At 36.5% G+C, this 14,717-nt stretch carries 16 protein-coding genes; 11 read left to right on the forward strand and 5 right to left on the reverse strand.

Annotated features, from left to right (window positions below; translation table 11 throughout):
- Positions 1-21: 21 nt before the first annotated feature.
- The 5 genes from I567_RS02995 to I567_RS12340 form a co-directional block, all read right to left on the reverse strand.
- Positions 22-1,020: an ABC transporter substrate-binding protein gene (locus I567_RS02995; protein WP_016250767.1), complete on the reverse strand. Its 999-nt coding sequence runs from the start codon at positions 1,018-1,020 to the stop codon at positions 22-24.
- Positions 1,021-1,175: 155 nt separating this feature from the next.
- Positions 1,176-1,937, reverse strand: coding sequence for an ABC transporter ATP-binding protein (locus tag I567_RS03000; RefSeq protein ID WP_016250768.1), 762 nt, complete (start codon positions 1,935-1,937; stop codon positions 1,176-1,178).
- Positions 1,938-1,940: 3 nt separating this feature from the next.
- On the reverse strand, positions 1,941-3,002 hold the full coding sequence (locus I567_RS03005) for a FecCD family ABC transporter permease (protein WP_016250769.1): 1,062 nt from the start codon (positions 3,000-3,002) through the stop codon (positions 1,941-1,943).
- A complete protein-coding gene (locus I567_RS03010) occupies positions 3,003-4,016 on the reverse strand; it encodes an NAD(P)/FAD-dependent oxidoreductase (RefSeq protein ID WP_016250770.1) in 1,014 nt (337 codons plus the stop codon).
- A gap of 499 nt (positions 4,017-4,515) precedes the next feature.
- Positions 4,516-5,936, reverse strand: a protein-coding gene (locus I567_RS12340; protein ID WP_111736150.1) for an IS3 family transposase whose coding sequence is annotated in 2 segments (ribosomal slippage) — positions 4,516-5,369 and positions 5,369-5,936 — 1,422 coding nt in all. Because the reading frame shifts where the segments join, the coding sequence is not laid out codon by codon here.
- A gap of 64 nt (positions 5,937-6,000) precedes the next feature.
- Here I567_RS12340 and I567_RS03025 point away from each other — a divergent pair.
- The 11 genes from I567_RS03025 to I567_RS03075 all read left to right on the forward strand — a co-directional run bounded on the left by I567_RS03025 (position 6,001) and on the right by I567_RS03075 (position 14,713).
- Entirely contained in the window at positions 6,001-6,783 is a 783-nt protein-coding gene (locus I567_RS03025; RefSeq protein WP_016250772.1) for a metallophosphoesterase, read from the forward strand.
- A gap of 6 nt (positions 6,784-6,789) precedes the next feature.
- Positions 6,790-7,842, forward strand: coding sequence for a WYL domain-containing protein (locus I567_RS03030; protein WP_016250773.1), 1,053 nt, complete (start codon positions 6,790-6,792; stop codon positions 7,840-7,842).
- A 109-nt stretch (positions 7,843-7,951) separates the two neighbouring features.
- Positions 7,952-8,578, forward strand: coding sequence for a hypothetical protein (locus tag I567_RS03035; protein WP_016250774.1), 627 nt, complete (start codon positions 7,952-7,954; stop codon positions 8,576-8,578).
- 179 nt (positions 8,579-8,757) lie between these two features.
- Positions 8,758-9,069, forward strand: coding sequence for a hypothetical protein (locus I567_RS13110; RefSeq protein WP_373994573.1), 312 nt, complete (start codon positions 8,758-8,760; stop codon positions 9,067-9,069).
- 224 nt (positions 9,070-9,293) lie between these two features.
- On the forward strand, positions 9,294-10,091 hold the full coding sequence (locus I567_RS03045) for a hypothetical protein (protein ID WP_016250776.1): 798 nt from the start codon (positions 9,294-9,296) through the stop codon (positions 10,089-10,091).
- Between the two features lie 387 nt (positions 10,092-10,478).
- Positions 10,479-10,910, forward strand: a complete 432-nt coding sequence (locus tag I567_RS03050; protein ID WP_016250777.1) for a hypothetical protein — start codon at positions 10,479-10,481, stop codon at positions 10,908-10,910.
- 127 nt (positions 10,911-11,037) lie between these two features.
- The gene (locus I567_RS03055) at positions 11,038-11,637 is read left to right on the forward strand and encodes a hypothetical protein (RefSeq protein ID WP_016250778.1); all 600 of its coding nucleotides are present in this window, start codon (positions 11,038-11,040) and stop codon (positions 11,635-11,637) included.
- A 74-nt stretch (positions 11,638-11,711) separates the two neighbouring features.
- On the forward strand, positions 11,712-12,275 hold the full coding sequence (locus I567_RS03060) for a hypothetical protein (protein ID WP_016250779.1): 564 nt from the start codon (positions 11,712-11,714) through the stop codon (positions 12,273-12,275).
- Between the two features lie 15 nt (positions 12,276-12,290).
- Complete coding sequence (locus tag I567_RS03065; protein ID WP_016250780.1) at positions 12,291-13,337, forward strand: hypothetical protein; 1,047 nt, start codon at positions 12,291-12,293, stop codon at positions 13,335-13,337.
- On the forward strand, positions 13,334-13,621 hold the full coding sequence (locus I567_RS03070) for a hypothetical protein (protein WP_016250781.1): 288 nt from the start codon (positions 13,334-13,336) through the stop codon (positions 13,619-13,621). Before I567_RS03065 ends, I567_RS03070 begins: the two co-directional genes overlap by 4 nt.
- A gap of 270 nt (positions 13,622-13,891) precedes the next feature.
- Positions 13,892-14,713: a metallophosphoesterase gene (locus I567_RS03075; protein ID WP_016250782.1), complete on the forward strand. Its 822-nt coding sequence runs from the start codon at positions 13,892-13,894 to the stop codon at positions 14,711-14,713.
- The last annotated feature ends 4 nt before the right edge of the window (positions 14,714-14,717 follow it).

The following is a 14,717-nucleotide window of genomic DNA, read 5'->3' on the forward strand; positions in this document are numbered from 1 at the left end:
TGCGCCGTATTTGTATAGAGATTATTTTTGCATTTGATCTACTAGTTGTTCTAAACCAGTTAAGGATTGGTAACCATAACCGAATAGATAGTTATAATCTACCGCATAGATTTGTTTGTTTTTAATTGCCTTCATACTTTGTAGCTTAGGATTTTTTAATAGGGCATCGATGACTTCTTGACCACTGATACTTCCTGGAATACTTGACCAGTCACCGACAATTAAGACATCTGGATCGGTTTGAATTAAGGTTTCTTCACTTACATCGCCTTTTTGGTCTTTAAACACATTATCCATCTTAATCATTTTAAACATATCGTTAAAGAACGCTTCGTCATGAGCAGCATAAACGACCACTTGACTAGGATCAGACATGTGTAGGTAAGCAAAGGTCTGCGTTTTTTGGTCTTTTACTTTAGCTTCTAGTTTTGCTTGACGGGCTTTAATTTCTTTGCTGAAAGATTTGGCTTTGTCTTCTACATTAAAGATTTTACCAAGATTTTCGATATCTGAATAAATAGAATCAAAAGTTGCACCGGTGATAGATGATTCTAAGACATAAGTTGGAATACCCATTTCATTTAGTGAATCGACCGTACCGACACCCCAGTCTTGGTTATCAAATAGCCCACCACGCCCATAGACTAAATCTGGATCAACACTTAGCGCGGTTTCTTTGCTGATATAGCTGTTTCCTAGGTCTTTGAGTTCTTTAAATTCTTTGGCGACACTTTCATCGGCTACCCCAAAAGTGGCACCAACGCCGGCAATATTATCTTTGAGTCCAAGATGTAGTAAAAGTTCGGCAGCTGGACGGGTATTGGCCAAGACTTTTTTAGGTTTCGCTTGATAGGTTTCTTCTTTTTTGGTCCATTTGCTGCTACCTTCTGCTTTGGTGACATTTTCAATAGTAAGTGGATAATGCGCTTCAGATTTTGTTTCTTGTTTTGATTGAGTATTGCCGCAAGCAGCTAGTAAAAATGTCGCTGTAGTTAGCGCAAGTAAGGTTAATTTTTTCATGTTTTTCTCCTTCCATATGACCTTATTGACGGTGTTCGGCAGCTAGACATTGTGAAATTCGCCCTCCCGAATGAGAAAATCTTCTTTCATCCGATTTTCTCATCGGAAGGTAAGCACACGAATTTCTTCATGTCTTACTGAGCTGCCTCACAACCTTATTTATAATAATAGAATCCTAATTGTTGGGTGATTGGGTTTTGATAGATTTTGCATTTGACACCATAAACTTCCTCAATTAAGTCTTCGGTCAAGATTTCTTTGGGCTTCCCGTTTGAAAGAACGTATCCTTGTTTTAAGACGTAGAGTTCATCGCAATAACGGCAGGCATCTTCCAAACTGTGTAAAGCAGCTAAAATTCCAATGCCTAGATTTTTGACAATTTCCATGATTTCCAACTGATAACGAATATCCAAGTGGTTACAAGGTTCGTCTAAAATCATGAAATGCGGGTCTTGTGCGATGGCTCTAGCAAGAATCACCCGCTGTTTTTCACCGCCTGATAGCGAAAGAAAACTACGATCTTGATAGTCTAACAAATTGGTCGTTTTTAAAGCGTGCTCTACAATTTGTAAATCTTGTTTATTTTCTTGTTCTAAAAGTCGCTTATGGGGAGTACGTCCAAGCATAACCATTTGCTTAACGGTTAAATCAAAACTAAGTTCGTTGAATTGGCTCACCACACTTAAATTTTGGGCAACCTTTTTTTCAGAACTATGCAATATATTGAGTTCATCTAAGTAGATTTCGCCGCTGTCTGGTTTGAGTGTTTTATAGATGGTTTTCAGTAAGGTTGATTTTCCACTACCATTCGCTCCGATTAACCCGACAAATTGACCGTCTTTAGTCTTTAAAGAAATATCATCTAAGAGGGTGCGTTGTTTCATGCTTAAATTCAAGTGTTCAATGGATAATTTCATAAGCTACCCTCCAAAGTTGTATTGTTTCTTCAAAATAATGTAAATGAAAATCGGCGAACCAATCATGGCGGTGATGATGCCGATGGGTAATTCGACACCCTTTAAGATAGAACGGGCTAAAACATCTGCCCAAATCATAAACAGACTGCCAGATAAAGCGGATAATGGCATTAATAGGCGATGATCTGAACCGGTAATTCCACGGACAATATGTGGAATAATCAGACCTACAAAGCCAATCATTCCTGAGTTCGCGACAATAATACTGGTTAAAAGTGCCGCTAAAATCATGTAGACTTTACGATAAAAACTTAGCTTAATTCCTAATGTGGTCGCAACTTCATCGCCAAGTAACATTGCATTTAAGATTCGTGCTTGTAAGATAAAAAAGAGCGCTAAGCCACAGACAATGAGACTGACTAAAGGTAATTTTTGCCAACTTGCACTGGCTAAACTACCCATGGTCCAAAAGGTAACGGTCTTCATGCCTTCCGCGTTATTAGCGAGATAGATGATGAGATTTGACAAAGCACTACATAAGGAACTAATAATCATCCCTGAGAGTACGAGTTTTGTGGAAGTCATTTTTGAACCGACACTTGCCAAGAGTAAGACAAAGATGCTGGCGAAAATAGCTCCGATAAAGGCCCCAAATGCTAAGCCAAATTGAAAGACCAACGCCCCACCACCAAAACCAACCAAAATCGCAAAGGTAGCGCCTAGTGATGAACCAGAAGAAATACCTAAAATATAGGGATCGGCCAATGGATTTTGGACGACAGCTTGCATCACCGCGCCACTAATTGCGAGTCCCATCCCTACAAAGATAGCTAAGAGTGTTCTAGGTGCTCGGACAAACCAAATAATATTTTGATCGGCCAATGAAAGTTGTTCGACATTTCCTAGATGCCCGTTGGAAAGCTTATATAATAAGATTTGATAGACCTCACTGACTCTGATATCGGCTTGTCCCTGGGTGAGTGCAAAGCCAACAGATAAGATAATCAGAGCTAGAAAAACAATCCCAAGTGCCCCAAAAACGAAGCGATGGGTAGTTTTTTTCATCTATATCGCCTCCTTGTTGGCAAAAAGTGCTTGATTACGAGTATGGAATTTCTCATTATGGGAAGAAACCATTTCAAAACTGGCGGCTGATTCATCGAGATATTGTTTGATTTGATTAACTGCATGTACGCTGTCATTAAAAGCACCGGCGAGTAGATTCACTTTGCTAGGATAATATTGGATATCGCCTGTCGCAAAAATGCCCTTTTCACTGGTGATGCTTGGTTGTTGGCAGTCCAGTGCATACTCGTTATGTCGTTTCAAATCAAAAGAACAGCTTTCAAAAAGACTGCCATCGTGTTCATAACCGTGTTGAATCAGTAAATAATCCGCAGAAAGGGTGTGAACGGCGCATTTTACTTGGAGTTTTTGCCCCAGCTCACGAATTTCTTCAATTGTATCGCAATAGTAAACGGGAATGCCTAGTTCAGACAGCTTGCGTACTTGACTTTCATGCCCTTTAAGTTTTTCTCCACGATAGGATACTTTAACTTTGGCACCAAATTCATGGGCTTCAATCGCGTAATCCACCGCACTATTGCCTCCACCAGAAACTAATAATTCTTTTCCTTTGATTAGATTTGGATCTGGAAAATGATAAAAGATTTTGTCCTGGACGGCTTTTGTTAGTGAGACGGTTAATTTCTTTGGCGTATAGATTCCTCCGCCAATCGCCAGTAAAACGGTTTTTGCTTTCAGGGGAGTAGCTTGATTGCTATGTAAAAGGAAAGTATCCTCAACTTTCTCGATTTTGTTAATTTTTGTATTTAAGTAGATATCGGGCTGGAAAGTTCTGGCTTGCTCGATTAAGTGTTTTTGAATTTGTTTGCCTTTGCTTGGAGGGAGTGCACCTACATCCCAAACCATTTTTTCAGGGTAGAAGCTTAACTTGCCACCTAGATGATCTAAAGCTTCAACTAAGGCAATTTTCATATCACGCAAACCAGCATAAAAACTAGCGTAGAGACCAGCTGGACCACCACCGATAATCACACAATCATAGGTAGGTTGCATTATATCTTTTCCTTTCGAATAAGGTAGGTTTATATTGTTTATTTGTGAATATTTTTGCAATTGATAATCATTCTCATTTAATTGAGATTATTATAAAAAAATCTATTTTATTTGTAAACCAGTTGCCAACAAATAAGAATCATTCTAAATTAAAGAAGAGGTCGTGAAGTAGCTTGGAAAGCCTAGAAGAAATTGCAGTGCTTACCTCCCACTGAGAAAATCGGATGAAAGGAGATTTTCACAAGTGGGAGGGCGAATTTCACAATGTCTAGCTGCTGAACGCCGTAGATCAAAGATGTGAGCCGGGTCGACCAGCTCCAAGCAGCTAAGGTTGTCTGGAATGGCAGGGAAATCCGCTATGTGTTAAGATTTCCCTAGACAGGCCGGATTAGATGCAAGTAGCAAAAAATTAAAGATAAAAAAAGGAAGTGGTATGAGGTTGAGGTGACCCCCAAAAGTTAGACTTTTTTACGAGACGACTCCGGTCGTCTCGTTTTCATTATGCAGCTAAAAGATGGAGCCTATATTGAACAGGACTCATCCATCCTAACTTTTCTTTTATTCGTTGTTCATTATAATACTTTATAAATCGTTCTATTTCCATTTTTAATTCCTCATAGCTATAGTAATTAACGCCATAGTATATCTCTTGCTTAAGCAGACCGAAGAAATTCTCCATTACGGAATTATCTAGACAGTTGCCCTTTCGAGACATGCTTTGAAATATTCGTTCTTCTTTTAGCCTGTGAGAGTATGCCTTCATCTGGTATGCCCAACCCTGGTCAGAATGGAATGTTCGTCTATAAGGGCAGTCTGAAGTGATTTCAATGGCTTTATCCAAGGCATTCATTACATTCTTTGCTGAAGGTTTCTTATCGATACCGTAACTTAGTATTTCTCCATTACACATATCCATAAATGGATCTAAATACAGCTTATGCATTGTCATATGTCCTTTGACATCAACTTCATAATACTTAAATTCAGTCGTATCCGTTGTGATTTTTTGATGGGGTATGTGCGTATTAAAGCGTCTGCGAATTCTGTTGGGTGCAATGGTACCAGTCCTGCCCCTATAGGAACTATATTTCCTACTTTTGCGTGTGTAGGATGTCACCTGCAAGCCAAGTTTTTGAACTATTCGCTGAACCTTCTTTTTGTTGATGAGATATCCCTGATTATGAAGCTCTCCATGTATTCTACGATATCCGTAATCCTTATTATTCTTACGGATTTCTTGGATTTTTTCTTCAAGTTCTTTGTCAGGATTTTCTCTATCAAATCGTTTTTGCCAATACATATATGTTGCTTTAGGCATGCCTGTATAAGAGAGAAGGTCTTTTAGTTTGAATTCTCGTCGGAGACTGTTGATGACGAGTGCCGTTCTCTCATTTTTTCCTCGTCCTCTAAACGCAGCCTCCTCAGTTCTTTTAAAAAGGCATTCTCAATTCTCAATTTAAGAAGTTCCTCTTCTAGCTCTTTTACATGTTCTGCACTTGTATCAACAGAAGATTCTTCAACTGGTTTGTTTTGTGTATTGCCATTAGTTGTATTCAATGTTTTCTTTCGTCCCTTCTTGCGTGGTCTTAGGGCATCAGGACCAGCTGCACGAAAGCGACTCACCCAATTTGCGATCATACTTGGATTAGTAATTCCTTCTTGCAGAGCTAAATCTTGATATGAGATTTCACTTGATAAATATAACTCTACTATAGAAAGCTTCTTTTCAAAAGAATAAAAATCTTTTTTTCTAGAACGTTTTAATCCTTCATCGCCAAATGCATTGTAATTATCCACCCATAGTTTAACTTTATTAACAGATGGAATGCCGAACTTATTTGCAAGATAAGTATAACCACCTTCGCCATTAAGATAAGCATTTACAACTTGCTTTTTAAACTCAAAAGAATATTTGGACATAAAAATACCGACCTCCAATTGTTAGATTTTATGGTCTAACTTTTGGGGGTCGGTACAGTATGTGATGAAAACTTTATTTGTTGGTGATTTACATTTACAACAGGCGCTGATTTTGCCTAAGGTAGCAAAAGTGGTGGCGCAAGAAAAGATTGAACGCGTGATTTTTACTGGTGATTATGTTGATGCTTATGGTCAAAAGAACAATTCAACATTATTTTTATCAGCTTTGGACTTATTAAAAGACTTTAAGGAAGAACATCTGAAAAAAGGAATTGAAGTTATCAATTTGGTAGGCAATCACGATGCGCCTTATATGATTGATCGACGCAACCACTATACTTCAGAAGATCCTGAATTAATCCTAGCAATCAAACAGCGACTTTATGGTTTAGGGTTGCAGGTTGCTTTTCAGTTAGATGATTATCTTGTGAGTCATGCAGGTTTTAATCAAGATTTTGAGGTAGAGGATTGGAACTTTGAGACGATGACAGAGGAAGAACATAAAACAAAATTGTACGAATATCAGACACATGTGGGTTATATCCGGCGCGGACGATTTCCATATGGTTCGCCAATTTGGTCTGACTTCATGGAAACGACCCTGCATACAAACCCTAAATATCCTACGCAAGTAGTCGGTCATACACCGCAAAAAGCCATTCAATTAGGAAATATTATTGGAATTGATACTTTTTTGAATAATTATATATCTGAACAAGGGTGGCAATTGATTGGGAATGGTGATTTATTGTGCTATGAGGAAGGTCAGTTTAAAGTGATTCCGACTGATTGGCCAAGTAAAGCAACGATAAAAGGACTAGAAAAGCTATTTTGGCCAGGAGAGTGAGACTAGATGATTCTAACTCAAGAAATATTAGAGATATTAAAGCAATACACGAGCGCAATTACTAGTATGGATACCAAAAAAGAACTTCAAGAAAAAACGCTTAACTGTAAGGAAATAACTGCATATTTAAGCGCTAAGTATGGTAAAGAGATTACTTATAAACGAGTGATTCGCTCCATGAAACATTTATTAGAAAGTGAAGCTCTTTTACCTAACTCTCAACAAATAATTGGTATAATCGGAGCAAAAAAGCGAAAAAGATATTATTATAAAAATAGTATTAGTGATGTGGAGTTAAAGTATCTCATTGATTGTGTGATGCATTCAAAAATATTCCGTAAAGAGCAGGCCAGTAGTTTAGCTAGAAGACTCCAAGCCCTTTCAAATCGTAATGTAGTGAAATTAACCCCTTATGTGAATGATAGTTTTGGTGAACAACGATTTTTCTTGACGCATAATGTGCTGGAAAATGTGATGAAAATTCAAGAGGCAATTGATAAAAGACAGTATATTGCGTATGACTGGCATGTATATGAGTCTGATGGAAAGCATATTGTTTTGCGGGAGATGGGACGTAAAATAATCAAGCCATATTTCTTATTATTAAATGATCATCGCTACTTTGCATTTGGTCGCCATAAAGATATGAATGAAATCTATACGCATAGTGTGGATTTGATGGACAATATAGAATTAATTTCCCCTAGAGACGTTCAGGATAAGGGAAAAGACCCGGTAGCTAGAATCAATCGTGGAAAATATATCTTAAATCATCCGTACATGATGGCAGGAGAAGTCAAACGTTATCGCTTAAAAGTGCAAAGAGAATATTTTTCCAGATTAGTTGACAGCTTCTCTCATGAAATTGAAATCATTCCAGGAACTTTAACCGATACAGAAGTGGAAGTGTATATCAAATCTTCAAAGTTGGGACTACGTTATTGGTTGTTGCAACATTATCAAGTGGCGGAGTTAATTGAGTGTAAAGATCAGGAGTTATTAGCCGATTTATCAGAAGCTGTCGAAAAATTATATAAAAGATATCATTTAAAAGCCTAAAAATCGAAATTTTTTTTCGATTTTAGGCTTTTAATGACCGTTTTGGGCATTGAAAATCAGTACAATATAAGTATCAAAGCGCTTTGAAATAATTAATTGGAGAAATGGCATGGGAAAAGATACAACCAGACCAAAAGCGATTGATTTAATTGTTTCAAATGAGATAAAAAAATATTTAAAAAATAATTCTTCTATGGACAAGCCCGCAAAAAAGAAAGCGGTTTATGAAGGGGTTGCTAGGAATAATAGCCAAATTAGTCAGAAGATGGTTCGGGTGACATTAGATAATCTTTTGCAATATGAAGATTATGTAAGTCGAAAAAATAAAGATTTGCGAACGATTCATTCTACAAAAGGTGATAGTTTGGAAGAGATGAAGACCGACCTTTACTACTTGCCTACTATTTTAGATGAAGAATTACAGGTTTTTATTGATTTACTAGCCGCATCCCCATTATTTACAAAGAAGCAAAAAGATGATTTGATTTTGAAATTAAAATTAGCATTGAACGATGAACTAGTAGAGATTAAACCTCATTCTGTGCAAACGTTATTTACTGAAAGTGCAGTTAAAACAAGTTTAATTAAAAATATAGCACAAATCCGTTTGGCGATGGAAAATAAAAGAGCCATAGATTTCACATTTTGTGGGTATGAATTTTATGGGAAAGAAACGCGGTTAATCCTGAAGAACCAACGAGAAATCACGCAAGCGCAACCCCAGCAGTCTATTTAAAAGATGGCTATTATTATGTAGAAGTCAAATTTTCGGATTCGAATAACAAATATAATTACCGTGTTGAACTGATGAAAGATATTCAGATAACTAAAACTACCTATACAATCGATCATTCGAATTTTGACAATCTTAAAGCCAATCGCAGTGACTATTATCCATTAATGATGGGCGGAAAAGTGGAAAATTATATTTTGCGTATTAAAAAGGAAGATTTGACCCGTTTAATTCGTCTGTTTAATAGTGTAGTTCGTTTATATACAAAGGAAAAAGAGTATTATGATGTTGAAATACGCGCCACCAAAGAAGGGATGTTACGCTGTTTGCTACTCAGTCCTGATATTGTGCAAGCCTTTGTGATTCCTGAAAGAGGACAAAAACAAATGAAAAATAAAATTCAAAATTTATTGGATGATTTGAAAGTAGAGATAAATAAAGTGCAAAAAAGTTTTTTTGATAACGAAAACAATCTCTTCATTGAGCCGAAATGACGTATAGGGGCATTTTGGTTTGGTATAAATAAGTGTGTAAGGTGATTACATAAATGATACATAAAGAAGGCGTTAGTATGAAAGGTGTAGCTTAATTGTAAGAACGGACGAATGCAGTTGTCGAAGTCGTACCATGAAAAGTTGGTTAAGTAGAGAAAATTCATAAGCCATGTTGCGAGGATTAAGATTGTTTGGATAAAATTCTTTATTTGGAGATGATAGTTATGCTAAAAGTAGAAGATTTCCTAGATACAAGACTATATAAAGAGTATAAAGATACTTATGTAGTGGATAAAATGCTAAAAAATTATTTTAAAGGTCAGGTTCCTGATGGCATAAAAGTCCCTGCTAGAGTTCAGTCTGTACCTTTAAAATCATATGAGGATGTTTATAAATGGGATATAAATAATTTTCAAGAAATTCTTGCATTAAAATCATTGCCTGGCGTAACCGAAGAGGATTTATGGGCGATTGCTTATGACGTATACATTGATCCGGATGGTTATGATATAAGAGAACAGAGTGGTGTAGCCTGTTCAGCAGATGCCTTACTTTCCTTCAAGAGAATCTATACAATGTACGGCTATACAGAAAATATGATAGCCGAGTATGAAAAATATCGTAAATATCCAATTTTTCATTTCCCAAAAGAGAAAAACGGTATTAATATGTCGCGCGCTGCTGTTTTTGGTGACCGCATCGATTCCACTTTATTAGATTTGAAAGTTTATTATGAAAATGGAAAAAATGCGGAGGAATGCCGTTTGAAAAATGCCTTTAAATTACACAATACCGCTTTATTTTTGAACACTTTCGAAAGTTTTGCTGAATTAGTTGATTGGTTAGGTGTTAGAGGTAGTTTTGTGAATGAGCAGGATGAAGTGTTTGATTTGGAAAATGGAAACGCTAGCATTCTGACAAATTATCATCCAGAATCAGACTGGAAGTGGTCGGATAATTATTATAAACATGTAAAAAGTGCGATAGATAAATATATGGAGCTGAAAGTAAAGAATAACTAACTCGTTTGAAAATCAAAAGCAAGTTGTGGGTTAATCTATTTATTATGGTAGAAGTCAAATGCCTAGATTCGAATAAAAAGCTTCATTACTGTATTAAATGGATGAAAAATATTCTGATGTTCACGAATCATTTTCATTTTAGTATTGATTGTTTTGACTAAACGGTGTATTTATGAAGTAGACATTTGAATCATCCTTTCTGGAAGTGTTATTTTGTCAACTTTATTCTACTAGAAAGCGAGGGTGTTCAAATGCTTTTTTGCTTTTTGAAATATCAATACTTTTAAGTGAAATTTAGATAAAACTTTTTGAGTTAACAAAAATAGTCTAAAAGTATTCATTAGGCTATTTTTTTACTATTCATGGCGTTAATATAGGAGGTTTATAATGCAACAAACTTTTGATTATTATCTTACTTTGAATGAAAGTATGGATTTTGAAACGATGAAGAGTATTCATCATGAAATTTTGTCACAAGCCGATACACAGGATGAGGACTTTCAATGGATTTGGAACGACTGTATTCATTATGCAATTGAATACAGTTATATTCGTTCGCAATGGTCTTTCATGTCTAAAGAGGAAAAGCAAAATATCGATGCTTCTCGAACAAGTCTGCACAATAACTTGATCGGTTGTTTCTTAAGTTTAGAGCGCTTATTTGAGCAATCGGGATGGCAATCTGAGAGGTGGACGGAGCAATTATTTTTACAACAAAAAATTGAAAAAAGAACAAAAGAAGATGTTCAATCGCATCGTCAACGTATTGGGAATTTCTCGAATTATTTAGCTTTTGTTTATACATTAAACAGTAGATAAAAAACAAAAAACGGTGCTAAAATACCCACAAATGACCAAATTAGGCATTTCGCTAATGTAAGATGAGTCTTGTAAGTGAGAGATAACTGCTTGACTTACAGGAATCTTACAAAGGGGCTGATGTTTGATGAAAGGTACTGTAGAAAAAGGCGTAAAAGAAGAAGTAGCGATGACTTGGGTATGTATGAGCGCGATTGCTAATATGAACCATATCCAACTTAATTATCGTGAATATGAATTGGATAGAGTAGAAGCTTATCGTGACATTTATGATGAACAACGCTTTCACTCCGCTTTAATTACCCTTTCTCCTTATTCTGCGACTCAGGAAGCAAAGAAAAATATGAAACTTGGCAAAATGTATCGCTATTTAAGAATGTTTAGTTCTGGAAATACTCAAGTAAAACATGATCAATTACAAGAAAACCAAGTCGTATTTCCAACTGTGATACAACAAAAAGCAAATGAATCTGACTTGCTTTACTATGATTACTTTGTGCGTGTATTTGAATTAGCAATGAAAAATGAAGTGAAATATTTGGTGTTAGATATTTCAAAATACAAAATCGTAAACGTACAAGCCTTTGTTAAAGAAGTTTTCCAAGTGGTTAAAGCCTTTAAAAATGATTTTGATAGTATTACTTTTGCTTTAGATGAAACTGTTCAAAATACACAAGTATACTTAGCCTTAAAATCAGAATTAGATCCTTTTGTTTTTAAAGATTAACTCAATTTAGTTCTCTCCCTTGTGAAGATGGCAAGGGAGAGGCGATGTAAATCAAAGCTTAGGAGGAAATTTCGATGAGTACCAATCCATTATCTGTCCAAAAAAGTGTGAAGCGATATTTGAATGGGCGCCAATTACCTTTCGAAACGGTTGTGAGTGAAAGTGGCGCTTGTTTAGTTGTGAGTTTACTTGATTGTGAAAGTTGCCCTGGCAAATTGCTTGGAGTTGATTTTTATTTTCATAATAATTGTATGGAGATTAAAGTACACTATTCCGCTACTGCCACGAAATGGATAAGAGAAAGAAAAAATCATTTAGCCGGTCTTTATCGCTTATTAAACTATATCAATGCGATGGTCTGGATGCCAACAAATGATGGAAAACAAGGAGAAATCTATCCATATAGTTACTTTTATACCCCACGTTTTACCATTACAGAAGATGGCGGCTATGATTTGTGTTGTACTTCTCTCGTTGATTATGATGTGTTTGAGCTAGCTCCACTTGCGACGCTCGATTATTTCACTGCTGTTGTTCCGGCGTATTTTGATGAATTGTCGTTACCAATTTTCTCGTTATTGCTAGAAAAAGTAACAGTAGAACAAGCAATACAAATGATTCGTGATAAAAATTTATAATTTGTGAGGTGCGGTATGGATAATTTGCTGTCTTATGTGATGCAAGGAAAATATCAAGGAGATACCCTTCACTTGATACCAGGGGATAAACACCCCCAATCGTTTGGCAATCCTTTATTTAAAGGTGCACAATTAAAAGGTCCGGTATTTATTTTGGATCAAGAACAAGTGGATAATCGCTTTTTGAAACTAGATACGATTTCCAAGCGTCATGGGGATAATTTTTACTTACAAGCCGAATATGATGTGAGTTATTCTTCCGTGGTGGAGTCGATTGTGTCTTGTTTTGTTGAAAGTATGGTAGCAGATGAGGATTTTCCTTGCCTGACTTATCGTTTTGAAAAAGTGATTCCTAAAGTCAATGCCCAACCTATCACTGGAACTTCTGCACCCAATTATGTCCGTGCCGGCTGTTTAGAAAGTGTGCTGACCGACCGTAGTGTCATGGCCTTTGAGAAATATTTGGTCAAGTATGATGAATTTGAGCAAGCGATTAAAAATAAAAGTGACAATCAAGCCATTTTGTCAAGTATGATTGCCTTTTTTACACGCTATGGTTTAACAGTGCAAGAAGCTAAAGCGTTTATTGTTAAACAAGCAGCCTTTGATTTGTTGTTGGGAAATGAAGATCGTAAAGGTAATAGTACGAATTTTGTTTTCTTAGTTGGTTTTGAAAGTGTTCAACCCTACAATATGGATTTTGGGCGCTGCTTGCGGATTCCTGATTGGAAAGAGCAAATGGAACAAGCCATGCAACGATTCCAAGGGACTGCTGAGTGGCAAGAAATTATTTTAGATTTTAAAGATCAAATCAAACAATCTCATCAGCTCGGCATTTTGGGTAATGATTCTTATGCGAAAAATATTGACTTTCTGTTTGAGCATGGATTTCAACCTTTTCAAATTGACTTTGGATTGTTACAAGAAAAATTAAAGCATTGTGTGGCACGTATTCAAACTTTAGAACCAAAACTAGCCACTTTTGCTCAAGCCAAGGCAGATTTATTATTAGCATTGTTAGCCGACAAAGATGCGAAACGTTTGTGGGAGGAAATGCGATGAGAATTATCTTTAAAGTAAGCCAACAAGCAATATTAAGCTTGCAACTAGAGAGTGGGCAGGCAGAATTTTCTGAAGTCACTATCTTGAATCGTCTGTTGGTAGCGGCTTGTTATCCAGCGATACTAGACAGCAATCATCAAGTAGGGGCTTTGGTGGAGCTGTTAAAACTATACACGGGATTATCCGGTAATTTATCGATTTATGACTTGGCAACGACTTTTGAGTATTGTATTCCTTATGTGGAGTTACAACCAAATTTGATGATTGAATTTCAAGACAATTAAGTGAAAGTTCATGTATTTATCGTTCAAAAAAAGCAAATCAGCTAGGTAAGCGTAATTGAGCCTACCTAGCTGATTGTTGTTTTATTTAGTGACGCGGTGATAAACTTCGCCATGTAATGCTGCATAATCTAGATTGATGCTTGATTGCGTGAAGAAGGAGGTGATGGCTTCTTCTTTTGCTTTTTGATTGTCATAAGTAAGGTTAAACTTCTATCAGCACTTTCAAAATTAATGAAAGAAAATGATATAATAAGTGTTGAGGTGAGCGTGATGGGAAAAATTTATGCATTAAGTGATATTCATGGTTGTTTATCACCGTTAAAGGAAGCGTTGACATTGATAACTCTAAAGCCGGAAGATAGGGTGGTTTTTTTAGGGGATTATGTGGATCGTGGACGGCATTCTTGTCAGGTGCTGCAAACAATTATGGACTTTGAGACGCGTCATCCTGGCCAAGTAACCGTGCTATTAGGTAATCATGATGAATGGTTTTGTGATTGGCTATTTGAACCGGAAAATGCCTATATCGGATATGCGATGAATATGGGAATTGAGACGATTGAAAGCTTTTTTACTGAGCATAACTTTCAAGCTATCTTAAATAGTCAAGGCGATGCACCAAATATCCATGTACGTTTACAAGCAATTGAAGAAAAATTACGGGAAAATCTTTTAAACGCTCCTGAGAATCAAAAATTATTGACTTGGTTGAAACGTAAATATCAGTTTCCGCGTTATGTTGAAACGCCTACGCAAATTTTTGTTCATGCGGGAGTGGATGAAGAAGCCGGGGAGTACTGGAAATCAGCAACGGCTCCAGAAATTTTTACTTGCAAGTATCCATTTACGACGGGAAAATTTTACAAGACGATTATTTGCGGTCATTTTCGTTCGTCCTTCGTTGCAGGAGATGAGGGATATCTGGGTCGGGTATATTTCGACCAAGCCAGTCATTATTTTATCGATGGTTATGTGAATAAGAGTGGCAAAGTGCCCGTTTTAGTCTATGACACGCAGAGTAAACAGTATACCTCTTTTGAAAAAATAGCTGATACTTGGCATGAATATCGACTAAATGAGCGATCGAATTAGGAAA

Origin of the sequence: Enterococcus cecorum DSM 20682 = ATCC 43198, assembly GCF_000407565.1 — a bacterium.
GTDB lineage: Bacteria > Bacillota > Bacilli > Lactobacillales > Enterococcaceae > Enterococcus_E > Enterococcus_E cecorum.